24 protein-coding genes are annotated in these 23,961 nt (G+C 71.0%); 7 read left to right on the top strand and 17 right to left on the bottom strand.

Going from position 1 to position 23,961, the window contains the following annotated elements:
- Positions 1-22: 22 nt before the first annotated feature.
- The 9 genes from ACZ7M3_RS44460 to ACZ7M3_RS44420 form a co-directional block, all read right to left on the bottom strand.
- Positions 23-811: a TIGR04222 domain-containing membrane protein gene (locus ACZ7M3_RS44460; protein WP_472071489.1), complete on the bottom strand. Its 789-nt coding sequence runs from the start codon at positions 809-811 to the stop codon at positions 23-25.
- Between the two features lie 121 nt (positions 812-932).
- Positions 933-1,688 (bottom strand): DUF4142 domain-containing protein, encoded by a 756-nt coding sequence (locus tag ACZ7M3_RS44455; protein WP_472071487.1) that lies wholly within the window; start codon positions 1,686-1,688, stop codon positions 933-935.
- A 282-nt stretch (positions 1,689-1,970) separates the two neighbouring features.
- Positions 1,971-3,332: an MbnB/TglH/ChrH family RiPP precursor modification enzyme gene (locus ACZ7M3_RS44450; RefSeq protein WP_472071485.1), complete on the bottom strand. Its 1,362-nt coding sequence runs from the start codon at positions 3,330-3,332 to the stop codon at positions 1,971-1,973.
- A 187-nt stretch (positions 3,333-3,519) separates the two neighbouring features.
- Entirely contained in the window at positions 3,520-4,308 is a 789-nt protein-coding gene (locus ACZ7M3_RS44445; protein ID WP_472071483.1) for a DUF4142 domain-containing protein, read from the bottom strand.
- 119 nt (positions 4,309-4,427) lie between these two features.
- Entirely contained in the window at positions 4,428-5,066 is a 639-nt protein-coding gene (locus tag ACZ7M3_RS44440; RefSeq protein ID WP_472071481.1) for a TIGR03086 family metal-binding protein, read from the bottom strand.
- A gap of 99 nt (positions 5,067-5,165) precedes the next feature.
- The gene (locus tag ACZ7M3_RS44435) at positions 5,166-5,810 is read right to left on the bottom strand and encodes a TetR/AcrR family transcriptional regulator (protein ID WP_472071479.1); all 645 of its coding nucleotides are present in this window, start codon (positions 5,808-5,810) and stop codon (positions 5,166-5,168) included.
- Positions 5,811-5,856: 46 nt separating this feature from the next.
- Entirely contained in the window at positions 5,857-6,612 is a 756-nt protein-coding gene (locus ACZ7M3_RS44430) for a peptidyl-tRNA hydrolase (protein ID WP_355307741.1), read from the bottom strand.
- A 61-nt stretch (positions 6,613-6,673) separates the two neighbouring features.
- Complete coding sequence (locus ACZ7M3_RS44425) at positions 6,674-6,862, bottom strand: hypothetical protein (protein WP_472071477.1); 189 nt, start codon at positions 6,860-6,862, stop codon at positions 6,674-6,676.
- 31 nt (positions 6,863-6,893) lie between these two features.
- Positions 6,894-7,775, bottom strand: a complete 882-nt coding sequence (locus ACZ7M3_RS44420) for a polysaccharide deacetylase family protein (RefSeq protein WP_472071475.1) — start codon at positions 7,773-7,775, stop codon at positions 6,894-6,896.
- Between the two features lie 206 nt (positions 7,776-7,981).
- Between ACZ7M3_RS44420 and ACZ7M3_RS44415 the strand changes: the two genes are divergently transcribed.
- On the top strand, positions 7,982-8,488 hold the full coding sequence (locus tag ACZ7M3_RS44415) for a hypothetical protein (RefSeq protein ID WP_472071473.1): 507 nt from the start codon (positions 7,982-7,984) through the stop codon (positions 8,486-8,488).
- Positions 8,489-8,503: 15 nt separating this feature from the next.
- Here the strand turns inward: ACZ7M3_RS44415 and ACZ7M3_RS44410 are convergent, their stop codons facing one another.
- From ACZ7M3_RS44410 to zapE, 8 genes are all read right to left on the bottom strand, one after another.
- Positions 8,504-9,421 carry a PPK2 family polyphosphate kinase gene (locus ACZ7M3_RS44410; RefSeq protein WP_472071471.1) on the bottom strand — a complete coding sequence of 306 codons (918 nt, stop codon included), beginning with the start codon at positions 9,419-9,421 and terminating at the stop codon, positions 8,504-8,506.
- 241 nt (positions 9,422-9,662) lie between these two features.
- Positions 9,663-10,262, bottom strand: coding sequence for a hypothetical protein (locus ACZ7M3_RS44405; RefSeq protein WP_472071469.1), 600 nt, complete (start codon positions 10,260-10,262; stop codon positions 9,663-9,665).
- An 11-nt stretch (positions 10,263-10,273) separates the two neighbouring features.
- Complete coding sequence (gene thrS / locus ACZ7M3_RS44400) at positions 10,274-11,503, bottom strand: threonine--tRNA ligase (protein ID WP_472071467.1); 1,230 nt, start codon at positions 11,501-11,503, stop codon at positions 10,274-10,276.
- A 192-nt stretch (positions 11,504-11,695) separates the two neighbouring features.
- Positions 11,696-12,631: a slipin family protein gene (locus tag ACZ7M3_RS44395; RefSeq protein ID WP_472071465.1), complete on the bottom strand. Its 936-nt coding sequence runs from the start codon at positions 12,629-12,631 to the stop codon at positions 11,696-11,698.
- Between the two features lie 99 nt (positions 12,632-12,730).
- Entirely contained in the window at positions 12,731-14,185 is a 1,455-nt protein-coding gene (locus ACZ7M3_RS44390) for a SulP family inorganic anion transporter (protein ID WP_472071463.1), read from the bottom strand.
- Positions 14,186-14,211: 26 nt separating this feature from the next.
- The gene (locus ACZ7M3_RS44385) at positions 14,212-14,790 is read right to left on the bottom strand and encodes a carbonic anhydrase (RefSeq protein ID WP_095852090.1); all 579 of its coding nucleotides are present in this window, start codon (positions 14,788-14,790) and stop codon (positions 14,212-14,214) included.
- 70 nt (positions 14,791-14,860) lie between these two features.
- Positions 14,861-15,199 carry a hypothetical protein gene (locus tag ACZ7M3_RS44380; protein ID WP_351304664.1) on the bottom strand — a complete coding sequence of 113 codons (339 nt, stop codon included), beginning with the start codon at positions 15,197-15,199 and terminating at the stop codon, positions 14,861-14,863.
- Between the two features lie 123 nt (positions 15,200-15,322).
- Complete coding sequence (gene zapE / locus ACZ7M3_RS44375; RefSeq protein ID WP_472071461.1) at positions 15,323-16,465, bottom strand: cell division protein ZapE; 1,143 nt, start codon at positions 16,463-16,465, stop codon at positions 15,323-15,325.
- On the opposite strand from zapE, the gene ACZ7M3_RS44370 reads away from it, so the two are divergent.
- From ACZ7M3_RS44370 to ACZ7M3_RS44345, 6 genes are all read left to right on the top strand, one after another.
- Positions 16,464-17,291 carry a pyrimidine reductase family protein gene (locus ACZ7M3_RS44370; protein WP_472071459.1) on the top strand — a complete coding sequence of 276 codons (828 nt, stop codon included), beginning with the start codon at positions 16,464-16,466 and terminating at the stop codon, positions 17,289-17,291. The two genes, zapE and ACZ7M3_RS44370, sit on opposite strands and share 2 nt — an antisense overlap.
- A 180-nt stretch (positions 17,292-17,471) precedes the next feature.
- Positions 17,472-17,945, top strand: coding sequence for an indole-3-glycerol phosphate synthase (locus ACZ7M3_RS44365; protein WP_472071457.1), 474 nt, complete (start codon positions 17,472-17,474; stop codon positions 17,943-17,945).
- A gap of 208 nt (positions 17,946-18,153) precedes the next feature.
- Positions 18,154-19,539, top strand: a complete 1,386-nt coding sequence (gene murC / locus ACZ7M3_RS44360; RefSeq protein ID WP_472071455.1) for a UDP-N-acetylmuramate--L-alanine ligase — start codon at positions 18,154-18,156, stop codon at positions 19,537-19,539.
- A gap of 28 nt (positions 19,540-19,567) precedes the next feature.
- A complete protein-coding gene (gene msrB / locus ACZ7M3_RS44355) occupies positions 19,568-19,975 on the top strand; it encodes a peptide-methionine (R)-S-oxide reductase MsrB (RefSeq protein ID WP_472071453.1) in 408 nt (135 codons plus the stop codon).
- Positions 19,976-20,468: 493 nt separating this feature from the next.
- Complete coding sequence (locus ACZ7M3_RS44350; protein ID WP_472071451.1) at positions 20,469-21,089, top strand: hypothetical protein; 621 nt, start codon at positions 20,469-20,471, stop codon at positions 21,087-21,089.
- Positions 21,086-23,713 carry a SpoIIE family protein phosphatase gene (locus ACZ7M3_RS44345; RefSeq protein ID WP_472071449.1) on the top strand — a complete coding sequence of 876 codons (2,628 nt, stop codon included), beginning with the start codon at positions 21,086-21,088 and terminating at the stop codon, positions 23,711-23,713. The genes ACZ7M3_RS44350 and ACZ7M3_RS44345 overlap by 4 nt, the downstream gene beginning before the upstream one ends.
- Positions 23,714-23,961: the final 248 nt, after the last annotated feature.

Below are 23,961 nucleotides of genomic sequence, written 5' to 3'. Positions count from 1 at the left end.
CTATGCGCCCCCTCGGGCGCCGTCAGCGCTGCCGCTCGGGGCTTCGGTCGCGGTGCGCGAAGGCCGCGCGCAGTTCCGGCTCGCCGACCGCGCGGACGCCGCGTACGGCGACCGAGGTGAGGTACGTACGGTCGTCGCCGGTGGCGTCGGGGTGCCGGGCGAGGGTGCCGAGCAGCCGCTGTCCGGCCGGGGAGGCCCAGCGCGTGTACGGGTGGACCTCGATGCGGGCGATGGCGAGGCAGCTCACGGTGAGGATGAGCGGCAGCGAGAACCACACGGCGATCGGCACGTCGTTCTCGCTCGCCCGGGCCGGGGAGGGCATCAGCACGGCGACGGCGCCGAGCGCGAGGACGGCCGCGGCGGCGGCCTGGACCTGGCGGATGGCGCTCGCGACGGTGGTGCGGGCGCCGTCGGGCACGGCGAGACCCGCGGCGACGAGACGGTCGGCGAGACGGCGTACGGAGTCCGCGGCGGCCGTGCTCGCCCGTACGGGCGCTATCCGGGACTGACCCTGCGGACCTATCGCCCCTATCACCGAGCGCTCCATCTCGTCGCGACCGCGCGGGTCCACGACGGTCGCCCAGCCCGTGTGCGCGAGCAGCAGCCGCCGCTGACGGGCCATCGACACCAGGGTCAGATCGGCGACCCGGGCGGGGCCGCCGGACAGGAACGCCGCCTCGTACAGCGTGAGGTGGTGTCCGCGCGCCGCGTCGGCGTCGACCGCCGCCGCGCGCACGGCGGCCAGGCACAGCCGAGTGCAGGAGATACCGGCCGCGGCCCAGGCCAGGAGCAGGAGAAGGACCCAGAACATGGCGTGTTTCTACGCGAGGAGTCCAGGTCGGCGCCACGGTATGCCCACGATATGGACGGAGCGTTGTGGCTCTGTGACGTTCCGGTGCCCACCGAGACGCTCCCCAAGAGGCGCCGCGTGGCTAGCCCTTGGGGCGGGACGCGGCCGGGGGCAGTGCATAGGTTCCGGACGGGGTGACGGGGACGGGGCTGTCCGGGGACGCGGTGGGACCCGGCGGGGCCGGGGAAGCCGTCAGCGGGGGCGGGCTCGCGGTCGCGGCGTCCTGGGCGAGGGCGTCGAAGTCCACGTACCCGGTGGCTTCGAGGACCTTGATGTGGTCGAGCACGGTGGTGTTCGCGTCGTCGGCGAGGTCCCGTACGAGGGAGTTGCGGGTGCTTGCGCGGACCTGGGCGACGACGGAGAAGACCTTGCCGTGCGCCCTGCGCAGGATGTTCGCGAACTTCTGGTCGTAGTCCGTGCCGTGCGCGGCGTCGAGCGTGGCCAGCCAGCCGCGCTGCTGGGCGTTGGGCTGGTTCGGGAGTTCGAGCCCGAGCCGTGCGGCGACGTTCCGGACGCGCGCGTCGAGGAACGTGTGGCCCTCGACGAGGTGCGCGCCCGCCGTCTTCACGGCCTGGGTGGTGCCGCGCTCCTCGGCCTGCTGGCCGGCGGGCAGCTCCCACAGCCCGGCGAGCCGGACCTTGGTGACGAACTCCCGGTCCAGTGCGGACAGCGGACCGAACTGCGTCGACACGGACTGGGCGTTCAGGGTGTCCAGGCCGGTGCCGGCGCGGTCCGCGTACGACCAGATCGGAAAGATCAGGGCAGCGAGGGTCGCGGTGAGGGCCGCGATGATGAGTCCTGTCCCACTGACCAATCCGGTGCGGTTGATGGATCGCATGGTGCCTCCTGTTGCGGCACCGCACGCTAGTGCGCTACGGGTGCGGGTTGGCATATTACTTCGGGCACTACGCCAACTGCCGTACGAGGAGTAAGGGTTGCCGGGTGGGAGGAAGGCGCCGAATGGGGTGGTTCGACCGGAGTCCAGACCATGAGGAAACCCTGGAAAACGGACGTGGGATCCGGTCGGACGGGGTCCGGTGTTAACCCCGGCACACTCTGCCGGGGCGAGGCACTACGGCGCGCGTAGGAGTCCGCGTCGGCTCCTGCGGTGCGGGCGGGGTCAGCGGCGCAGCAGTACCCGTCGGGTCGCACGGGCCAGCCGGGCCGTGGGCCGCTGCGACGGCGGGGTCGGGCCGGACCGCTCCAGCCACCACGCACGCAGCCGCCGCCGCGTCTCCGCGTCCTCGGGGTGCCCCGCGAGCAGCATGTACTCGGCGAAGTCCAACGCGTCGCGCCGGTACCCACCGCTCATCGGATGCCCTTGCGCGTACGTGAGGAACGCCGGCCGGTACGTGTCCCCGAGGATCTCCGGCAGCTCCGCCGCCACCTTCGCGACGACGTCCGCCCGCTTGGCCGCGAGCGCCCGCGCCTGCACACCCAGCCGTCCCCGGTCGAACCCCTCGGGCACGGGGGTGCCCGCGACGAGCGCGGACAACAGCGCGGTCTGCCCGAGCGCGAGCCGCTGCCGCGTACCCACGGCCACGTCGGTCGCGCGGCTCCCGGCCGCCCCGGGGGTGTCGCTCGCGGGGGCGGCGGCCTCACCGGAGCGCGGGCCCGCCGGGGTTCCGGACGGCGCCACGACCCGTGCCCGCGCCTTCGTCAGGGTGACCCTGATCGCCCCGAGCTCCCTCTCCAGTTCGCCCGGGTCCGGGAAGTTCTCGTCGCGTTCCAGGAGGACCCCCGGTGGGGTCACGCGGGAGGCGAGGTCGGCCAGGATGTCGAGGACCTGCCGGGGGACGGGGTGGGCGTGGCTGTCGTGCCAGACGCCGTCCCGTTCGAAGCCGCCGGCGACGTGCACGTAGGCGATGGCCTCGACGGGGAGTTCGTCGAGGGCCTTCGAAGGGTCCTCGCCCCGGTTGACGTGGTTCGTGTGGAGGTTGGCCACGTCGATGAGGAGGCGCACGCCGGTGCGGTCCACCAGGTCGTACAGGAACTGCCCCTCGGTCATCTCCTCCCCGGGCCAGGAGATCAGCGCGGCGATGTTCTCGACCGCGAGCGGGACGGGAAGGGCCTCCTGCGCGATACGGACGTTCTCGCACAGCACGTCGAGGGCGTCCCGGGTGCGGGGGACCGGCAGCAGGTGCCCGGCCTCCAGCGAGGGCGACGCGGTGAGCGCGCCCCCGGCCCGTACGAACGCGATGTGCTCCGTGACGAGCGGCGAGCCCAGCGCCTCGGCCCGCTCCGCGAGGGCGGTGAGGCGGGACTCCTCCGGCCGGTCCGCGCCGCCGAGGCCGAGCGAGACCCCGTGCGGCACCACCGTGACGCCCCGCCCGCGCAGCCGCAGCAGCGACTCGGGAAGATGCCCGGGGCACAGGTTCTCCGCCACGGCCTCGACCCAGTCGATGCCGGGCATGCGCTCCACGGCCTCGGCGATCTCCGGCCGCCACCCGATTCCCGTCCCCAGCCGCCTCGGCTGTGTCATGTCGCCTCCTCCGTCACCGCTCGAACCCCGGCAGCTGCAACCCTGGCCGCTGTCTCCTCACGACGGACCCGTGTTCCGGCGTGACGGAGTCATGGCCCCGGGAAGCGGGGCCGAACCCATGTCGCCGGACGTTCAGAGCAACATTTGAGGTTCCGCCGGCGCCCCGAGGTGCCGGCGGCCGCACCGGCTACCGCAGCACGTTGTCCGGATCCGAGGGCTCCGGCCGGGCGGTGTTGACCTGTCCCGGCGGCGCGGGCGACGGACTCGACGTGGCGACGACGCCGTCGGCCGGCTGCACCGGCGGCGCGGAGGGCGCCGTGACGCCGGCGGCCGGCGCCGGGGGACCGGTCGGGCTCGCGGTCGACAGGGCCGCCGTGTCGTTGGCGATGGCGTCGAAGTCGACGCTCCCGGTCTTCTCCAGGATGGTGATGTGGTCGAGCACCGTCTGGTTGGCGTCCGAGGCCAGCTGCCGGACCAGCGTGTTGCGGGTGGAGTTACGGACCGTGCCGATCGCCGGGAAGATCTTGCCGTGCGCGGCTCGCAGCAGGTTCACGAACTTCCGTTCGTATTCCGCGCCCGTCGCCGCGGTCATCTCCTGCAGCCAGCCCTGCTGCTGCGCGTTGGGCTGGCTCGGCAGCTCGACATTGAGCTGGGCCGCGATGACCCGTACCCGCTTGTCGAGGTCGGTGTGGCCGACGATCAGGTGGTCGCCCACCTCCTTGATCGCCTTGTTGGGGGCCCGCTCGAGCGCCTGCTGTCCCGCCGGCAGTTCCCACAGTCCGGCCAGCCGCACGCGCACGATCAGATCGCGGTCGGCGGCGGACAGGGGCCCCCACTGTGTGTTCACCGTCCCCGCCGCCAGATTCGCCTGCCCCGTGCCGGCGCGGTCGGAGTACGACCACACGGGGAACGCGAGGGCGCCGACAGTGGCGGCGAGCGTCGCGATGACGAAGGCGGAACCATTGATACGCCGCAAAATGAGCCTCCCGGGGGAAACCGACTGGTCGTTGGAAAGCTGTACTTGGCCGGCGACGTGAAATACGTGCGGGGCGCCGGGAATGTTCAAGCGCGACTAAAGCGAACCCTCTGTTCAGGTCAAATCAGCTGTGAATCGGCGCCGTCGGCCGACAGCGGCCACTTCTCTGGTGTACGTCCGAGCAGCCGCAGCGCCTCGTCCAGCGGAGCCGCGCCCATGGGCACGTCGACCGGCGGCGCGAACGCGAACCCCGGCCCGCGACCGGCCGGATCCGTCGGTACGAGGCGGGCGACGGCCAGGGCCGCCCCGCGGACGTGGTCCGGCAGTTCGAGTCCGACGCCGAGCGTGGCGGCGACGTCCCACGCGTGCACCACGTAGTCGACGAAGTGGAAGCCGAGGGCCGTCCCGCCGGGGAACCCGCCCCCGTCCCTGATCTCCGGCAGTACGAACTCCCCCTCCGTCACGCCCGGTTCGGCGAACGCGGCCAACACCGCCGTCGCCGCTGCCCGGTAGGTCCGCTCCGGGTCGCTCATGTCCTGCGGCTCCCGCCAGTACGCCCTCTCGTGCCCCGCTCCCCGGGCGGCGGCCGCGAACCCGTGGTGCTGCGCGGTCATGTGCGCCACGAGCCGCCGCAGCGTCCACCCCGCACACGGTGTGTCCCGCTCCCAGTCCGCGCCCCGCGCCAGCCCGACGAGCCGCAGCGACTCGTACACGGCGATCCGGTCGAGCTCGACGATGTCCACTCCGGTCGATGTCATACGGCCGAGCATAAAACTGAGCGAACGATCGTGCTACTTGTTTTCGGTCATGAGGCTTCCCGCGTCGAAGGCTGGGGCAGGTCGGGAGAGCTCGGCAGGTCAGGAGGGCTCGGGCACGAGGGACGGGTCGGTGGCCGCCGCGCGCAGCCGGGAAAGGATGGCGACGCGGGCCCTGCGATAGACGTCCGTCTCGTCGCGCAGCACCGACACCGCGTTCGCCGTCTCCATCAACGCGATGAGCTCGAAGGCGAGTTGCGCGGCATCCGTGTCGGAGCGCAGCTCACCCAGCTCGCGGGCCTCGGCGATGGTGTGCTCCACATGGGCCGCCCAGTCCCGCTGGGCCTGTGCGACGGCGTCGTGCACGGGCCCCGACCGGGCGTCGAACTCGGCGATGACCTCGTAGAAGAAACAGCCGCCGGGGAAGACCCGGCCCTGGGAGTAGTCCAGCCAGAGTTCGCACAGCCGCCAGGTCCGGGCGGCACCGGCGGGGGTCTCGGACGCGGGCCGGGTCACCTGCTCGACGTAGATGCGCGCCGCTTCCCGCACGGTGGCCAGCTGCAGTTCCTGCTTGGAGCCGAAGAGCGCGAAGACCCCGCTCTTGCTGAGCCGGAGCTCGGTGGCGAGCCGACCCACGGACAGTGCTTCCAGTCCTTCGACCGAGGCGATGTCGACCGTGCGGCGAAGCACCAACTGCCGTGTGCGGTTGCCGCGTTCGACCCTGCCGTCCAGCCGGGTCCCGGCCATCGCGCCTCCTCGGGTCCGTAGGTCACTGGGGGTCCGTCGGGGTCGGTCAGGAGCGCAGCGCCGGATGGTCGGCCACCACCGTGCACGACCCCGGCGCGATCTCCGTGAACCCCGCGTCGCGCACCAACGGCAGCCCGGAGGTGGTGAGTCCGCTCCAGCGGGCCGGGTCGGCGGTGCGGACGGCGAGGGGGAAACCGGCGTCGCGCCAGGCCGCCCGCTCCTCGTCCGACAGTTCCCACCAGGCCAGCTGCGCGCCGTGCCCGGCCTGCGCCATCGTCTTGCCGGCCGACATGTCGAGATCGGGGTTGAGCCACAGCACGGGCGCTGTCGGGTCCGCGTCCACCGGCGGCTCCGGGTCGTCGAGGTCGGTGCCGGAGACCTGGAGCTTGACCAGGTCCTTCGGCCAGCCGTCCAGGGGGACCGGCGGGAAGACGCGCACCTCGGCGGACTTCCCGGTCACCGTGATGCCGGGCAGCGCCTCGGCCCGCCGCCACTCGGCGCCACGCGCCCGTCGTACGACCTTGCGGATCCGGGCGTCCTGCCAGTCCCGCACCGCCTGCGCCCACCCGCCGTCCCCGAGGGCCCGCTCATCGCTGAGGATCGTCAGCACGGCGCGGGCCGCGGTCTCCAGCGCGTCCGTGCGTGCCGGGGGAGCGGCCTTCTCGATGCGCACGACCAGCGGCAGCACGTACTGCGGGGCCTCGTCGCGCGCGGTGCGCTCGGATCGGAAGGGGCTGTCCTCGGCCGAGCCGGGTACGTCGGGTCGGCCGGGTGCGTCGGCTACGGTCGGGTCGCTGCTCACGCCCTCCAGTGTGCCAGGCGGAAGATCGGTTCTTCGGCGAGCGGTCGTGCCACCGTCGCCGTCACCCGGAACAGGCGGTCCGCTGTGCCTCCTGCCACTCGCAGACGGGGCACAGCGTGATCCCCTTGTACGACTCCGGGTACTCGGTCGGCTTCCGGCACAGCACGCACTCGGCGAACGGCGGCCCGGCGTCGGTCGGGTCCGGTGCCGGGGTGGGGGCCGCCGGGGTGGCGCGGTAGTCGTCGCTCATGGTCCCAGCGTAGGCCGGGACCGGAGCACGCCTACGTGGTGCCGTGCCGCTCGCCCTGCGTCGCCGAGCCGATCATCTCGGAGACCTTCACGAAGCGGAAACCCTTCTTCCGCAGCTCGGGGACGATCGTCCGCAGGGCCTGCTCGGTCACCGGAGCCGCGCTGCGTGTGCAGTGCATGACGACGACGGATCCGGGCTTCACACCCTCCAGTACCTGTTGGGCCACGGCGTCGGCGTCGGTCGCGAAGGCGTCCCCGCTGACGACGTCCCACTGCACTGCGGTCACGCCCACGGCACTCAGTGTGCGCAGGGCCTGCTGGTCGTAGCACCCGCCGGGGAACCGGAAGTAGGGCATCGCGTGGAGCACGCCCACCCTCTCGAAGGCGGCGTAGGCCTCCTCCACCTCGGCCCGCATCCGCTCCTGGGGCACGGTGGGCAGGCCGTAGCAGTTGTCGGTGAAGGCGTAGTGGCTGTACGAGTGGTTGGCGACCTCGAACAGCGGGTCCTGCCCGATGTCCCTGGCCTCCTTGGGGTACTCGTCGGCCCAACGTCCGGTCATGAACAGGGTCGCCGGGACCTTGAAGGCGCGCAGCGTGGCGATCAGTTCGGGGTTGTCGAAGTGCTCCCCGGCCGCGGCGCGCGGTCCCTCGTCGGCGGTCATGTCCGCGTCGAAGGTCAGCGAGACGGTCTTGTCCTGCGTGCGCGGACCGTTGGTGAAGACGCGGGTCATACCGCTGGAGCCGGGGGCCAGTGTGGGGGGCCGCGAGGGCCGGGTGTTCGCGCTGCCCGAAGCCGACGCGGGGTGCCCTGGGCGGGCGGCGTGCGGGGTTCCTGGGGTCCCGCAGGCGGCGAGCGCGACCCCGAGTGCGCCGAGGGCGCAGGTCGCGACGAATCGTCGTACTGGAATGATCACCCGATGAAGATATGTGGGCAATGCTTACAATTCGTCCATTGTCCGCACGTGCCCGGCGGCGGGGGCACGGAAGTCACCCGGCTGGACCCGGCACCACGCATGCCGTCTCGTACGCCGGTTCCCTTTTCCCGTGTCCGCGTGCAGGATCGAACCCCTGTCGCGACCGATCCGAACGGCAGGACCGACGCGAGACGGGGTGGGTACCGGTGCCGAACCGGCGACGCGTTGCTCCACCGGTCCTCCTCTTCACCGCGGTCGCCCTGCTGGCGAGCGGATGCTTCCTGGGGCCGTCGGATCCGGCGGACACGACGCTGGTCGGGGCCAGGGTCGAAGGGGAGACGATCGTCGTCAAGATCCCACTCTGTCCTTCCGACGAACTGCGGCGGGTGGAGGTCACGGACTGGGACAAGGCCGCGGACACGAACCCGCCGATCGTCTGGTGGGCCTCCGGTCCGAGGGCGGCGTCGGCGAAGAGAGGCGTCGTCAGGCTCTGGTCCGCCGAGGGGTTCGACCGTCATGCGGCCACGCCCGCCCCGGTGCCGCGCACCCTCGATGTGGCGTACCTGGACCCCTCGGGTGAGGGGCGCGACTACGTGGTGAGCCTGCCTGCGGTCGCCGCCGCGAAACTGAAGCCCGGTCAGTACTGGACCGACGACGGCCCGAGGACCGCCGCCCAGATCGACGCCCGACTCGACTGCCACACCGTCACCTGAGCGGGTCCGTGCAGGTCAGCTGTCCTCCAGTAGCCGCTGTCTGGCCTCCGCCACGTCGAAGTCGGCCTTCGGGTACTGCGGGTTCAGTGCCTCGAGGTGTTCCAGGAGCAGGGTGCTGACCGCCCAGTTCCGGTACCACTTGCGGTCGGCGGGGACGAGGAACCAGGGGGCCTCCGGTGTGGAGCAGCGCTCCAGGGCGATCTCGTACGCCTTCTGGTACGCGGGCCACAGCTCGCGGTCGTCGATGTCGTCGGGGCTGAACTTCCAGTGCTTGTCGGGGTTGTCGAGCCGTTGGAGGAGCCGGCGGCGCTGCTGGTCGTAGGAGATGTGCAGGAAGCACTTCACCACGGTGACGCCGTCGTCGGCGAGGGACTTCTCGAAGCGGTTGATCTTGCCGTAGCGCTGGGCGATCTCCTTGCGGGGAGCCAGTTCGCGGACGCGGGCGATCAGGACGTCCTCGTAGTGCGAGCGGTCGAAGATGCCGATCTCGCCGGGTTCGGGCAGGGCCCGTCTGATCCGCCAGAGGAAGGAGTGCCGGCGCTCCTCGGCGGTCGGCGCCTTGAAGCCCCGGATGCGGCAGCCCGCGGGGTTGAAATGCCCGATGACGTGCTTGACCGTGCCGCCCTTGCCGCTGGTGTCCATGCCCTGGAGGATCAGCAGGACCCGGCGCCGGTCACCCGCCGTGCTCGCGGCCCACAGGCGTTCTTGCAGGTCGTCGAGGCGTTCGACCATCTGGGCGAGGGCGGCAAGCCCGGCGGCCTTGTCGCGCGGACCGGCGGGCGTGGCCCTGGCGTCGTACGAGGAGAGGTCGACGTCCTTCCCGCCGGGAACACGCAGCAGTCGGCCCAGCGGGGCCGGGGCCTTGCCCTTGCCCTGTCCGCCGTCCTTCGTACCCTCGCCGTCCTTCGTGCCCTTGCCGTCCTTCTTGGCCACCGCGTACCCCTTCCGGCCGTGTCCCTCGATGGTGCGACGGGAGCCGGGTACCCGCGAGTCGTGCTCAGTCCTCTTCGAGGGTGACCAGGACGGCCGGTCGCGGACGGCTGTCGGGGTCGATGTTCACGATGAGACGCAGCCCGTACGGGGTCGTCACGGTCGCCGCGAGTCGCCTGCTCGTGGTCTGCCAGTCCGAGAAGCCGTCCTCCAGGACCCCGCACGTCGCGCCTAGGTCCTGTCGTCAAATTCCCGTCGTCCGCCCGGAGGGCGGGCCCCGCGGCGTCAGGTGCGTGCTCTCGGCGTGCCGGGCACAGGCCCTCGTACTGGATGTACTTGGGTCTGTGCCCGGTGCGGCGAAGGGGGTCCCTCCCTGTTCGAGCGAAGCCGAGAACTTGGGGGCGCGTGCATGGCGTCGCGGGGCAGACGGGAATTTGACGACAGGGCCTAGCGCCTCCGGACCGCCCCGGGTGTCGAAGTCGGTCGGTTTCGGCAGACGGTTGGCGGTCAGCCACCTTTGGAGGTCGACGGACGTGGCGCGGAACTCCATCCTCAGGACCGTCCTGCCGGTCGTGCCCGTCGGGGTCCCGGCCCGCGGGTGGAGACGAGCGGTGTCGTAACGCAGGTCCGTCGCGTGCTCGGGCAGCGCCAGCGCGGCCGCTTCGGCCTGCTCCGCCAGCGGCACGGTGCTGTCGGAGCAGGCCTGCGCGTCCGTCCGCGGGAACACCGGGCGGAGTTCCGCGTACAGCGCCCCGCCCCCCGCCAGCGCGAAGACCGCTCCCAGGACGGCCACCGACCGCCACCGCTGTCTCAACCACCCTTGGTGCACCGGCAGTTTGTCCACGGCGCGGAAATCTAGCCGATCAGTTCGGTGCTGTGGGCGCGGACGAGACGGGTGATGCGGTCCAGCGCCTCGGCGGCGGGCCCCGGGGCGAGGCGGCGGCCGTCGCGCAGGCGCAGGGCGATCTCGTCGGCCACGGTCTCCCGGGGGCCGATCACCGCCTGGTACGGGACCAGACGGGCGGCGCGGATCCGGGCGCCCAGGGTGCCCTGGTCAGGGGCGATGAGCCGGGCTCGTAGGCCCCGGTCAAGGCAGCGGCGTACGAGATCGGCCGCCTGTTCGACCTCGGCCCGCGCGTCGGAGACGGGCAGGGCCACCAGCTGGGTCGGGGCGAGCCAGGGCGGGAAGGCGCCGCCGTGCGCCTCGATGAGGTGGGCGACGGCGCGCTCCAGGCTGCCGATGACACTGCGGTGGACCATGACCGGCCGGTGCTTCGCCCCGTCGGCGCCGATGTAGTGCAGGTCGAAGCGTTCGGGCTGGTGGAAGTCGATCTGGACGGTGGAGAGGGTGGACTCCCGGCCCGCCGGATCGGCGATCTGGACGTCGATCTTGGGGCCGTAGAACGCGGCCTCGCCCTCGACGGCCTCGTACGCCACCCCGGAGCGGTCGAGCACCTCGCGCAGCAGCGCGGCCGAGCGCCGCCAGAGCTCGGGGTCGGCGACGTACTTGCCGCCCGGGCCCGGTAGGGAGAGCCGGTGGCGGGCCGCCCGGATGCCCATCGCCTCGTACGCCCGGTGGATCAACTCCAGTGCGGCCGACGCCTCTTCGGCGACCTGCTCCAGGGTGCAGAAGAGGTGCGCGTCGTTGAGCTGGATGGCGCGTACGCGGGTGAGGCCGCCGAGGACACCGGACGGCTCGGAGCGGTACATCCCGCCCAACTCGGCCATGCGGAGCGGGAGTTCGCGGTAACTGCGGGAGCGGGAGCGGTAGATGAGCGCGTGGTGGGGACACAGGCTCGGGCGCAGCACCACCTGCTCGCCGCCGAGTTCCATCGGCGGGAACATGTCCTCGCTGTAGTGCGACCAGTGCCCGGAGATCTCGTACAGCTCCCGCTTGCCCAGCACCGGTGAGTACACGTGCTGGTAGCCCGCGCGTCGCTCGGCTTCGCGGACGTACTCCTCCAGTGCGTGGCGCACGGCCGCGCCGTCGGGCAGCCAGTAGGGCAGGCCCGCGCCCATCAGGGGATCGGTGTCGAACAGGTCCAGTTCACGGCCGAGTCGGCGGTGGTCGGGGAGGGCGGTCATGGTGGGCTCCTCGCTTCTCGAGGGCGAGTGACCACACGGCGAAGCCCCGGGGCACTCGCCCCGGGGCTTCGGACTCGTCAGCAGTCAGCGCGCCGGGACACTCTCCGGCGTCGTCGTCTTCACAGCGGCACGCTTCATGGGAGGGACGCTAGCAGGGAGTCGGCGGGCGGTCGCGGCAATTGGTGGGGGCGATCAGTCGGGGCCGGGGAGAGGGCTTGCGCCGGGGTTGTCGAGCGGGAACTCGTCGTCCTCCGCCTCCTCGCGCCTGAACTTGTCACCCTTGGGTTCGTCGAGCACGAACTCCTCGTCCTTGTGCTCGTCGGGCCGCGGACGCGTCGGTATCTGTTCCACCGTCGGCGCCCCCGGCTGGGCCTGCGCCCGTTCCAGGAACCGCAGCAGTTCCACCGGGAAGGGGAGCACGAGGGTGGAGTTCTTCTCCGCGGCGACCGCCACCACGGTCTGCAGCAGCCGCAGTTGGAGCGCGGCGGGCTGTTCGGACATCACCCCGGCGGCCTCCGCCAGCTTCTTCGACGCCTGCAGCTCGGCGTCCGCGTTGATGATGCGGGCCCGCCGTTCACGGTCGGCCTCGGCCTGCCGGGCCATCGACCGTTTCATCGTCTCCGGCAGCGACACGTCCTTGATCTCGACCCGGTCGATCTGCACACCCCAGCCCATGGCCGGACTGTCGATCATCAGCTCCAGGCCCTGGTTGAGCTTCTCCCGGTTGGAGAGCAGATCGTCCAGGTCGCTCTTGCCGATGATCGAGCGCAGCGAGGTCTGCGCCATCTGCGAGACGGCGAAGCGGTAGTCCTCGACCTGGATGACCGCGTCGGCCGCGTCGACCACCTTGAAGTAGATGACCGCGTCGACCCGGACCGTGACGTTGTCCCGCGTGATGCCGTCCTGCGCCGGGACGGGCATCGTCACGATCTGCATGTTGACCTTACGCAACCGGTCCACCCCGGGGATGATCATGGTGAACCCGGGCGGCCTGATGCCACCCCGGAGCCGCCCGAGCCGGAGCACCACGCCCCGCTCGTACTGCTTGACGACCCGGGCCGCCGCGACGACGTACACCACCCCCGCGGTACCGGCCACCGCGACCGTGGCCAAGAGCTCTTCGAGCATGACGACCCCCTTTCGAGCCGCCGTATACCACCACTAATCCCACGATATGCCTCACGCGGGCTCGCGGTCGAGGATGCCCCCGACCGCGAGCCCCGGGGGTCAGCCGGTGGTCATCTTCACCGGCTCCGTCCCCGCCTCACTGTGCCGCGCCGACCAGTTCTCCAGCGCGGTGCGGCAGGCGTGATCGAGGTGGTGCAGACCGGAGAGGTCCAGTTCGACCGGGCGGTCCTGGGGCAGTGCCTCGAGGCTGTCGAGGATCTTCGGCAGCCTCAGGAAGGTCGCGTTGCCCGACAGATACGCCTGGACGGGGCCCGCACTCTTGTCTATGACCTCCAGGCGGACGTGCGAGGCCTCCCACGCCGTCTTGACGACCGCCAGGGCGAGCCCGATGAGCACCCCCTCGAACATGCTGACGGCGACGATCGACACCGCCGTGACGACGAGGATCAGCGCCTCGCCCCGGTGCTCGCGCCACAGCGAGACGACCTCGCGCAGCGGGACCAGCTTCCAGCCCGCGTGCACCAGGACGCCGGCGAGGGCGGGCAGCGGGATGACGCCGAGCGCGGCGGGCAGCAGTGCCGCGAACAGCAGCAGCCAGACGCCGTGCAGCACGCGGGACGCCTTCGTCCGCGCGCCCGCCTGGACGTTCGCCGCGCTGCGCACGATCACCGCGGTCATCGGCAGCGCGCCGAGCAGTCCGCAGACCGTGTTGCCCGCGCCCTGCGCCATCAGTTCCCTGTCGTACTCGGTACGGGGGCCGTTGTGCAGCCGGTCCACGGCCGCCGCGCTGAACAGCGACTCGGCGGAGGCGATCAGCGTGAAGGCGAGCACCGTGCCGAGCACGCCCACGCTCGCGAGCTCCCCGAAGGCCGCCGGGCTCGGCAGCTGGATCGAGCCGACCAGCCCCCGCACCTCGACCTTGGCCACCGGCAGTCCGAACCCCGAGGCCACCAGTGTGGCCAGCACGACCGCGCCGAGCGCCCCCGGCACCGTACGCACCCGGCGCGGCAGCCGCCGCCACACGACGAGCACGGCGATCGTGCCCGCCCCGAGTCCGACCGAGGCCAGCGCCTCGGTGCTGCGGGCCGCGTCGACGACGGCCTCCGGCAGTCCGGCGAGCTTGTCGAGTCCGGAGGCGGGGGCCTTGAGCCCGGCCATCGAGTAGAGCTGGCCCGCGATCAGCACGAGGCCGATCCCGGCGAGCATGCCCTCGACGACGGCCACCGAGATGGCCCGGAAGTAGCGCCCCAGCTTCAGGGCGCCCATGAGGAGTTGGAGCACACCCGTGGCGAGCACGACGACTCCGAGGACGGCGAGCCCGTACTCCCGTACGGCCTCGAAGACCAGCACGGTCAGTCCGGCCGCCGGGCCCGACACCTGAAGGCTGCTGCCGCGCATCAGGCCGGTGACGAGACCGCCCACGATGCCGGTGACCAGGCCGAGTTCGGCCGGGACACCGGAGGCGACGGCGACGCCCACGCACAGCGGCAGGGCGACCAGGAACACGACGATCGAGGCGGCGAAGTCCTGCCGCAGGTGGGGGAGTTTGCTCATGAGGCTCGACGTGTTCATCGCGCGGCTCACAGGGCCTCGAAGGTGTCGGTGTGCGCACGGTGTTCGCGCACGGCTCCGGTGTGGACCTCGTAGTACCAGCCGTGCAGACGCAGCCGGCCCGTCGTCAGGGCCCTTTCCACACAGGGGTATCCGCGGAGCCTGAGCAGTTGCGCGAGGACGTGGTTCTGCACCGCATCGGCGACGGTGGGGTCGTCGCCCGGTGCGTCGGACGGGCGCTGCACCTGCGCGAGCCAGTCGCGCACGGCGGGCACGGCCGTCAGGTCCTCGCCGCGCACCAGCGCGCCGACGGCACCGCAGTGCGAATGGCCGCAGACCACGATCTCGGACACGCCGAGCACGTCCACCGCGTACTCGACGGTGGCCGCCTCGGAGGTCGGCCGGCCGGGGACGTAGGGCGGGACGATGTTGCCCGCGGTGCGCAGCTCGAAGAGCTCGCCCGGGCGGGCGCCGGTGATCAGGGCCGGAACGACCCGGGAGTCGGAGCAGGTGATGAACAGGACCTGCGGGGACTGGCCGTCGGCGAGCGAGGCGAACTCCTCGGGCCGCCGGCCGAAGGAGCGGGCATGGTCGATGAGGGGCTGCATGTCAGTTCCTCCTGGCGCGCCCTGAGGGCGCGTCGGCTTACAAGACGGAGCGTGGGGGGACGCGCTCCGCTCAGCAGCGGAAGACCTGAAGTGCGGCGGGGGAGTGGGCGGTCGAGGATCTCGACGTGCGCGGGTGCGCCGGGGCGGGCGCGAGCGGCGCGTACGAGGCCGCGGGGTCGCTCGCGAGCAGGGCGCGCGGGGGTGTGTCGGGGACGAGATCCTCGTCGCGGGTCCGCTGACGGGCGCCCAGAGGAGGCGCCACCTTGTGCGGATGCTCGGCTTCGGCGCAGGAGACGACTTCGCCCTTGTGCGCGGACGCGAACGCCTCGGTGGGAGCGAAGAGCTGGAGGCTGATCAGGACGGCGGCGAGTACCACGTACAGGGGTCGGGCCGTCGTACCTCGTAACATGCGCCCCCTCCCCGCGTCTCGTCCTCCATGTCAATACATAGGTTAACGCGGCAAGTTGTTTGCAGGGTTAACTCGACGTTTCACAGTGAAGTGGGCCGAAAACGCTGTGGAGGGGCCGAAAAACTACGCCTCGACGAGCCCCTTGGCATCGCGGGCCAGCGCGGTGAGCCGGGAGATCGCACGGAAGTACTTCTTGCGGTAGCCGCCGTTCAGCATCTCCTCGCTGAAGAGCTGGTCGAAGGGCATCCCGGAGGCGAGGACGGGCACCTCGCGGTCGTACAGCCGGTCGGCGAGCACCACGAGCCGCAGCGCCGTCGACTGGTCGGGCACCGGCTGGACGTCGGTGAGGCAGACGGCCTTCAGGTCGTCGGTCAGGGCGCCGTAGCGGCTGGGGTGCACGCGCGCGAGGTGGTCGAGCAGATGCGGGAAGTCGTCGAGGGAGGCCCCGGCCGTGGCGTACGCGGCCTTCGTGACCTGCTCGTCGGTGAACGGCGCCGGGGCCTCGGGCAGCCCGCGGTGGCGGTAGTCCTCGCCGTCGATGCGCAGCGGCCGGAAGTGCGCGGACAGCCCCTGGATCTCGCGCAGGAAGTCGGCGGCCGCGAACCGGCCCTCGCCGAGCTTGCCCGGCAGGGTGTTCGAGGTGGCCGCGAGCGCGACCCCCGCGTCGACCAGCTTGCCGAGCAGGGTGGAGACGAGGACGGTGTCGCCCGGGTCGTCGAGTTCGAACTCGTCGATGCACAGGAGGCGGTGCCCGGAGAGCGTCTGCACGGTCTTCTGGAAGCCGAGCGCGCCGACCAGGTTCGTCAGCTCCACGAAGGTGCCGAAGGCCTTGAGCGCGGGCTCGGCCGGGGTGGCGTGCCACAGGGAGGCGAGCAGATGGGTCTTGCCGACGCCGTAGCCGCCGTCCAGGTAGACGCCCCGGGGGCTGGCCGGGGTCTTCGGTGCCTTGGCCTTGCCGAAGCCGAAGAAGCCCCGTCTGCCGCCGCCGACCGCGTGCGCCCCGCCGAGACCGGCCGCGAAGCCGGCGAGGACCTGTACGGCCTCGGTCTGGCTCGGCTGGTTCGGGTCCGGAATGTACGTTTCGAAGCGCACGGAGTCGAAGCGCGGCGGCGGCACCATCTCGGCGACCAGCCGGTCCGCGGGGACGTGCGGCTCGCGGGCGCACAGGGACGTGGGGGCTGCTTCGGGTATCGGTTCGATCCCGGAAGCGGCGGTGGAGGACGACACGGTTCCCCACTCTAAGCGCCGTGCCACACTGCACGACATGCGACGCCTGTTCCCTGTGACCTACGAAACAGCAGCCCAGGCCACCGCCGGGGCCCCCGATGCCCCTCGTGCGGCTGTGACGGATGCGACGGACCGTGAGTGGGAACTGCTGGAGCTGGCGGAGGCGTACGCCTACCCCGAGCCCCGCTCCACCGGTGTCCGGGAGCCCTGGCTGCGGGCCAACATGGTCTCCACGCTCGACGGCGCCGCCCAGCACGACGGGAAGTCGCAGGGCATCTCCAGCGCCGCCGACATGCGGATCTTCGGGGTGCTGCGGGCTCTCGCGGACGTCGTGGTCGTCGGCGCGGAAACGGTACGCCAGGAGGGTTACCGTCCGGCACGCGCGCGTGCCGAGTTCGCGGGGTCCCGGGAGGCGGCCGGACAGGGCCCGGCGCCCGTGATCGCCGTCGTCACCGCGAGCCTCGACCTGGACTTCTCGCTGCCCCTGTTCGCCTCGCCCCTGGTGCCCACGCTCGTCCTGACGGGCGCCGCGGCGCCCCCCGACCGGGTGGCGGCGGCCGAGAAGGCGGGCGCCGAGGTGGTGATCGCCGGGGACGGGAGGGGCGTGGACCCGGTGCGGGCCGTGCGTGCCCTCGCCGAGCGCGGCATGACCCGGCTGCTGACGGAGGGCGGCCCGCGGCTGTTGGGCCAGATGGTCGCGGCGGGTGTCCTCGACGAACTGTGCCTGACCCTCTCCCCGACGCTCACCGCGGGAGACGCGCAGCGGATCGCCGGGGGGCCCGCGACGGCGGTTCCCGAGCGGCTCGAACTGGCGTCCCTCCTGGAGGAGGCCGGATTCCTCTTCGCCCGATACCGTCGCCCCTGACCGGTGGCCCTGGCGTCGGTCGGGGCCACCGATCTCGGCCGTCGACCAGGGCAAGGTAGCGGAGTAGATCATTCCGATCATCTTCCGGGCACACTAAAAATCGCAGTCCCCGTGCGATCACGGGGCAGGATGGTTTCCGCAGGGGGCCAGGGAGGCCCACGGAGGAGAAGGGCGCCTGTCGTGTTCACAAGCGTATTGATGATCGAGAAGGCCCTGACGTCCGCCGACGTGGAGTTCGTCACCACCTTGCACGGTGACGAGGCGGTCGCCTTCCATGTGCTGCTCCAGCCGCGGGGCGACCAGGCGGACCGGCTGCTGCGGGCCATCGACGACGTCGCTCTCGGGGAGCTGGACGAGGCGGCCCACGAGCGTGAGACGCCGGAGGGCGCGGACGCGGCCGGTCAGGGGCAGCAGGCCCTCGACGTGTCACTGGTGGCGCTGCGCTCGGCCGGCAGCGAGGCCGAGGGGCGGCTCATCGAGAACCACCCGCTCGACGCGCTCAAGAAGCTGGTCGACGAGATCGGCGCGGACGAGGTCATCGTGCTCACTGACCCGCACTACGTGGAGGAGTTCTTCCACCGCGACTGGGCCTCGCGGGCCCGCCACAAGGTCGGCGTGCCGGTGCTGAAGCTGTTCTCGCACAGCAAGGCGTAGGGCTCCCGCCGGGCGTGGGTGCCGTGAGAGCTGCCGGGACGGGGCCGGTGCGGCCGGCACCTGGCTGGTCGCGCCCACGCGGCACAGCCGCACATGTCACGGCCCCGCGCCCCTGGGAGGTTGCGCGGGGCCGCACGGAATAGGCTGGGGCGGGTTCCTGTCTGTGGGAGCGCGCTTACCGTCGTACCGGATCTTGGGAGATACACGCATGGCACCCGGCCTTCCTACCGCCATGGACCGACCGCACTTCATCGGCATCGGCGGCGCCGGGATGTCGGGCATCGCCAAGATCCTGGCGCAGCGCGGGGCGAAGGTGGCGGGCAGCGACGCGAAGGAGTCCGCCACCGCCGAGGCCCTGCGGGCGCTGGGCGCGACCGTGCACATCGGCCACGCGGCGGACCACCTGGCCTCCGACGCCACCTGTGTGGTGGTGTCCTCGGCGATCCGCGCGGACAACCCGGAGCTGGCCCGCGCGGCCGAGCTCGGCATCCCCGTGGTTCACCGCTCGGACGCCCTCGCCCGGCTGATGGACGGCCTGCGCCCGATCGCGGTCGCGGGCACACACGGCAAGACCACGACCACGTCGATGCTCGCCGTGTCCCTCTCCGCGCTGGGACTGAACCCCTCGTACGCGATCGGCGGCGACCTGGACGCCCCCGGCTCGAACGCCCTGCACGGCGACGGCGAGATCTTCGTCGCCGAGGCCGACGAATCGGACCGCAGCTTCCACAAGTACGCCCCCGAGGTCGCGATCGTCCTCAACGTCGAGCTCGACCACCACGCCAACTACGCCTCCATCGACGAGATCTACGAGTCCTTCGAGACCTTCGCGGCCAAGATCGTGCCGGGCGGCACGCTGGTGATCTCCGCGGACCACGAGGGCGCGCGCGAACTGACCCGGCGCCTGCCGGCGGACGTACGGGTGGTGACGTACGGCGACGCGCCGGACGCGGACGTACGGGTCCTGTCCGTGATCCCCCAGGGCCTGAAGAGCGAGGTGACGGTGCTCCTCGACGGCACGGAGCTGACCTTCGTCGTCTCCGTCCCCGGCCGCCACTACGCGCACAACGCGGTGGCCGCGCTGGCGGCGGGCGCGGCGCTGGGCATTCCGGCCGCGGAGCTGGCCCCCGCGCTCGCCTCCTACACGGGCGTGAAGCGGCGTCTGCAGCTGAAGGGCGAGGAGGCGGGCGTCCAGGTCGTCGACTCCTACGCGCACCACCCGACCGAGATGACGGCCGACCTGGAGGCCATGCGCGCGGGTGCCGAGGGCCGCATCCTGGTGGTCTTCCAGCCCCACCTGTTCTCCCGCACCCAGGAGCTGGCCAAGGAGATGGGCGAGTCCCTGGCCCTGGCCGACGCCTCGATCGTGCTGGACATCTACCCGGCCCGCGAGGACCCGATCCCGGGCGTCACCAGCGAGCTGATCATCGAGGCGGCGCGGGCGGCGGGCGCGGACGTGACACCGGTCCACGACAAGGCGCAGGTGCCCTCGGTCGTCGCGGGAATGGCGAAGCCCGGTGATCTCGTTCTCACCATGGGCGCGGGAGACGTGACGGACCTCGGTCCCGAGATCCTGACCCGCCTGTCGAAGTAGCCGTGACGTTTGTGAGGGGTTGAGCTTCATGTCGTACGACATCGAAAAGCCGGACGAGCAGTGGCGCGCGGAGCTGACCCCGTCCGAGTACACCGTCCTGCGCAAGGCGGGCACCGAGCCTGCCTTCACGGGCGAGTACACCGACACCAAGACCAAGGGTGTCTACTCCTGCCGCGCCTGCGGCGCCGAACTCTTCACCTCGAACGAGAAGTTCGAGTCCCACTGCGGCTGGCCGAGCTTCTTCGATGCACGCAACTCGGATGCGGTGGAACTTGTGTCCGACCGTTCACACGGGATGGTGCGGACGGAGGTCCGTTGCGCGAGGTGCGGCTCTCACCTCGGGCACCTTTTCGAGGGGGAGGGGTACGGTACGCCGACGGATCAGCGGTACTGCATCAACTCGATCTCCTTGCGGCTGGCGCCGGACGAGGAGTAACGGGGAAGCCATTTCTGTTCGGGAGAAGCCGGCACTCCGGCCGGTCGCCGCGTACTGATCGCCGGCGCGTTGCCGACGCGTTTCCTGGCGGCCGCCCACTCCAACGCGGGAACTCCCGGGAAACCGCAGGTACGGGCGGGAACACTCCTAGAACGCATTGGGATCCTGGCCGGGACGTTTCCCCTGGCCAGGGCCCCAATAGCCGACGATTCGGGCTGTACGCCGGGTACAGTGCGAGCAGCCGTTTCCGTCCGCGCGTCGCGATTCTCGTGTCTTGTCGACAACGGCCACTTGCTCTTCCAGTCGCCTGGGGCCCATAGGTGTCCAGACCTTTCGGTCGAGGCACGTACGCGGAGTGGCGGTCGCGCGCCGAGACAGGCGCCGTACTCCGCGCTCGTCAGCGGCCTCCGGACGGTGCACTGTGGAAGATGTGGGTTTGCGGCAGCGCTTTGTCGGTCTGAGGCAGCCGTGGCAATCGGGCCATGCGCTGCTCGTGATCCCGGTTGTGCTCATCGTGATCACCGCCTCGTTCGCCGGGCCCCTGCTGACCGGGGTGATCGGAGCCCTGGCCGTGGCGGCCCAGGCGTTCATCGGGTGGCACTTCGGCGTGCTGTTCTCCCGGAATGTGATGGTGCATGTCCTCGCCCTCGCGGTGGTCTCCTCACTGATCTTGTTGTTCTGCGTGGTCCGCAAGCAGCACAGACGCCGGCCGGGCCCACTTCAGGTTGCCTGCCTGTACCTGGTGGCCGATGACGAGGCCCGGATCGGCGGCGACCTGTACCCCGCACCCCCGCTGGGGATCGGCCCGGGCCCTGCCGACCACACCTTCGACCTGTCTTCCTTCGGAGCCGGGGACACCCTGCTGCTCTACACCGACGGCTTCCTGCATGACACCGACGGCGTAGTCGAAGCTCGCGATCAAGACGGTATCTTCTGCCCGTTCGTCGAACGCGCCGCCCGGTGGACCGAGCGCGATCTGCTCGCCCACACCGGAGCATGCCTCGACGCCGTCTCTCTCATCGCCATCCGCCGCATGCCCACCAGGCACGCGGGCCACCACCACGGAAAGCCCGTGTTGCGCGCGAGCGAGCTGCGGAGTTGGAATCGGATGTGAAGCTCTTCGGTGGTCCCGCAGAGTCCGCCGCGCCGCTTGCGCCTGGCTCGGCCGCCGGCAAGAAGGGGCTGAAAACCGACGCCCTGGGGCTGTTCTCCTCTGTAGTCATCGGACTGGCTTCCGCCGCCCCGGCGTACAGCCTGGCGGCCACACTCGGCCTCATTGTGGCGGGGGTCGGGCTGCAGGCCCCGATCATCACGATGCTGGCCTTCATCCCCATGCTGCTGATCGCCTACGCCTACAAGGAGCTCAACACGAGCGACGCCGACTGCGGGACGGCCTTCACCTGGGCCACCCGCGCCTTCGGTCCGCGCACGGGCTGGATGGGCGGCTGGGGCATCATCGTCGCCGACGTCATCGTCATGGCGAACCTCGCAGAGATCGCCGGTATCTACGGCTTCCGGCTCCTGGGCTTCGACTCACTCGCGGACAGCAGGATGTGGACCACCGTCGCGGGCGTCATCTGGATCATCGTGACGACCGCGGTCTGCTACGTCGGCATCGAGGTCTCGGCCACCGTTCAGCGCTGGCTGCTGTGCACCGAGGTGGCGATGCTGGTCCTGTTCGCCGTCACGGCCCTGGTCAAGGTCTACGTCAGCCCGCCTCCGACCGCGATCCACATCGCCGCTTCCTGGTTCAACCCCCTCCACGTGGACTCGGCCAGAGCACTGACCGCAGGCGTCCTCGCCGCCGTCTTCATCTACTGGGGTTGGGACACCGCTGTCACCGTCAACGAGGAGACCGCCGACAGTACGCGCACCCCCGGGCGTGCGGCGGTCATTTCCACCGTGCTGCTGCTGATCGTCTACGGCCTGGTCTCCACCTCGGCGCAAGCGTTCGCCGGAGTCGGCACCGAGGGCATCGGGCTGGGCAACACGAACAACTCCGGGGATGTGCTCTCGGGCCTGGGCAACGCCGTCTTCGGCAGCCAGGGCCCGGGCTGGTTCTTCAGCAAGCTGCTGATCTTCATGGTGCTGACCTCCGCGGTCGCCTCCACCCAGACCACGATCCTGCCCCTGGCCCGGACCGTCTTCTCCATGGCCGCGCACAAGGCCATCCCCTCCCGCCTCGCCCGGGTCCACCGCAGATTCCTCACCCCGACCTGGTCGACAGTCGGCGTGGGCCTGGTCTCCATCGGCTTCCTCATCCTGCTGACGACGATCAGCCGCAACGTCCTGGCCGACTCCATCGGATCGGTCGGCCTCGCGATCGCGTTCTACTACGGCCTCACCGGTTTCGCCTGCGTCTGGTACTACCGCAAGGTGCTCACCCGCAGCTCCCGGGACTTCCTGTTCAAGGGCCTGCTGCCGGGTCTGGGCGGGCTGATGATGTTCTACTTCTTCTACTACGCCGCCTTCGTCGTCTATGCCGACCCCGACTACGGCGCCACCTCCATCGACCTGCCCTTCATCGGACGGACGGGCGGAGTGACCGTCGTGGGGCTCGGAGCCCTGCTGCTCGGCGTAGTGCTGATGCTGGTCACTACGCGTGGTTACACCGCTTCCCTCAGGCTCCAACGAAGCCTGCTGCCTCGTAGCCTGCCGCCGCAGACGGCTGTCGATCCGACGAGCCGCTATGTGCCCGCCGACAGCCGGTCCGGGGTGGGCGGTGACTGGTTCGATCTCATTCCGTTGTCGGGTTCCCGTGTCGGCCTGGTCGTCGGCGAGGTGCTCGGCCATGGATTGCACGCTGCCGTCACCATGGGACGTCTCCGTACGAGCGTCCGCGTCCTCGCCCGGCTGGACTTTCCTCCGGACGAGCTCCTCGCGCGCCTGGACGACGTGGTCGGGCAGAACGCCAAGGAACAAGCGAGTGTGCACGGTGGGGACGGCACCGGCTCCGAGGGTGCCGAGGACTTCGGGGTGACCTGCCTGTACGCGGTGTACGACCCGGTGTCCGGGTTGTGCAGCATGGCGCGTGCGGGCCACTTGCCACCCGCTGTCGTGAGCCCGGACACCGGCGCCGTCACCTATCCGGAACTCCCGCCGGGCCCACCCCTGGGGCTCGGTGGCCCGCCCTTCCAGAGCGCAGAACTCCAGCTACCCGCGGGCAGCCTCATCGCCCTCTTCACCGACGGCCTTGTCCGAGCCCCCGACAACGGTACCGACGTGGGGCTCGGCCTGCTCGCCGGCATTCTCGCCCAGCACCGGCTTCCCCTGGAGGAGCTCTGCGACCGTGCGGTGGCGACGTTGCTGCCCGGGCCCGCGGGCGATGACGCCGCCCTGCTCCTCGTACGCACGCAGATGCTCGATGAGCACCGGACGGCGGTGTGGGAGCTGGACGCCGACCCGGCAACGGTCGGCGACGCCCGTACGGCGACCACGGGCCAACTGGCCGAGTGGGGACTCGAAGACCTGTCGTTCACCACCGAACTGATCGTCAGCGAGCTGGTCACCAATGCCATCCGCCACGCGGCCGGACCGATCCATGTCCGGCTCATCCGCGACCAGAGCCTCATCTGCGAGGTCTCCGACACCGGGTACACCTCACCCCACCTCCGCCACGCCGCCAACGACGACGAAGGCGGCCGCGGCCTTTTCATCGTCGCCCAGATCACCGAGCAGTGGGGAACACGCTACACACCCTCCGGCAAGACCATCTGGGCAGAGCAAGCCCTGTCGTGAACGTTTGTTCAGCTGTTCAGCAAGCGGGGACCCAGCCAGTCGGAGCGGTCCTTCACGCCCAGCAGGGCGAAGATGTGGCCGCCGGTGGAGCGTGCATCAACGGGCCCAGCAGGCCGAGGAGTTCCTTGGTGCCGTTGATGTTGGCCTCGGTGGTGGCCGGCTGGGTTCCGCTGCCGTAGTCGGCGGCAAGCGAGGCGGCGTCCGTCCGCTGATCTTCGCGTCGAAGTCGCCGAACGTGAAACGGTGTG

It is taken from the genome of Streptomyces sp. NPDC111656 (assembly GCF_055656965.1).
This window is presented reverse-complemented; position numbering and strand designations above follow the sequence as displayed.

What these genes read in the sequence shown, in the direction of transcription:
- ACZ7M3_RS44460 (WP_472071489.1), bottom strand. Translation starts at nt 811, where the DNA reads ATGTTCTGGGTCCTTCTCCTGCTCCTGGCCTGGGCCGCGGCCGGTATC.
- ACZ7M3_RS44455 (WP_472071487.1), bottom strand. Translation starts at nt 1,688, where the DNA reads ATGCGATCCATCAACCGCACCGGATTGGTCAGTGGGACAGGACTCATC.
- ACZ7M3_RS44450 (WP_472071485.1), bottom strand. Translation starts at nt 3,332, where the DNA reads ATGACACAGCCGAGGCGGCTGGGGACGGGAATCGGGTGGCGGCCGGAG.
- ACZ7M3_RS44440 (WP_472071481.1), bottom strand. Translation starts at nt 5,066, where the DNA reads ATGACATCGACCGGAGTGGACATCGTCGAGCTCGACCGGATCGCCGTG.
- ACZ7M3_RS44435 (WP_472071479.1), bottom strand. Translation starts at nt 5,810, where the DNA reads ATGGCCGGGACCCGGCTGGACGGCAGGGTCGAACGCGGCAACCGCACA.
- ACZ7M3_RS44425 (WP_472071477.1), bottom strand. Translation starts at nt 6,862, where the DNA reads ATGAGCGACGACTACCGCGCCACCCCGGCGGCCCCCACCCCGGCACCG.
- thrS (WP_472071467.1), bottom strand. Translation starts at nt 11,503, where the DNA reads ATGACCGCCCTCCCCGACCACCGCCGACTCGGCCGTGAACTGGACCTG.
- ACZ7M3_RS44395 (WP_472071465.1), bottom strand. Translation starts at nt 12,631, where the DNA reads ATGCTCGAAGAGCTCTTGGCCACGGTCGCGGTGGCCGGTACCGCGGGG.
- ACZ7M3_RS44390 (WP_472071463.1), bottom strand. Translation starts at nt 14,185, where the DNA reads ATGAGCAAACTCCCCCACCTGCGGCAGGACTTCGCCGCCTCGATCGTC.
- ACZ7M3_RS44385 (WP_095852090.1), bottom strand. Translation starts at nt 14,790, where the DNA reads ATGCAGCCCCTCATCGACCATGCCCGCTCCTTCGGCCGGCGGCCCGAG.
- ACZ7M3_RS44380 (WP_351304664.1), bottom strand. Translation starts at nt 15,199, where the DNA reads ATGTTACGAGGTACGACGGCCCGACCCCTGTACGTGGTACTCGCCGCC.
- ACZ7M3_RS44370 (WP_472071459.1), top strand. Translation starts at nt 16,464, where the DNA reads ATGCGACGCCTGTTCCCTGTGACCTACGAAACAGCAGCCCAGGCCACC.
- zapE (WP_472071461.1), bottom strand. Translation starts at nt 16,465, where the DNA reads ATGTCGTGCAGTGTGGCACGGCGCTTAGAGTGGGGAACCGTGTCGTCC.
- murC (WP_472071455.1), top strand. Translation starts at nt 18,154, where the DNA reads ATGGCACCCGGCCTTCCTACCGCCATGGACCGACCGCACTTCATCGGC.
- msrB (WP_472071453.1), top strand. Translation starts at nt 19,568, where the DNA reads ATGTCGTACGACATCGAAAAGCCGGACGAGCAGTGGCGCGCGGAGCTG.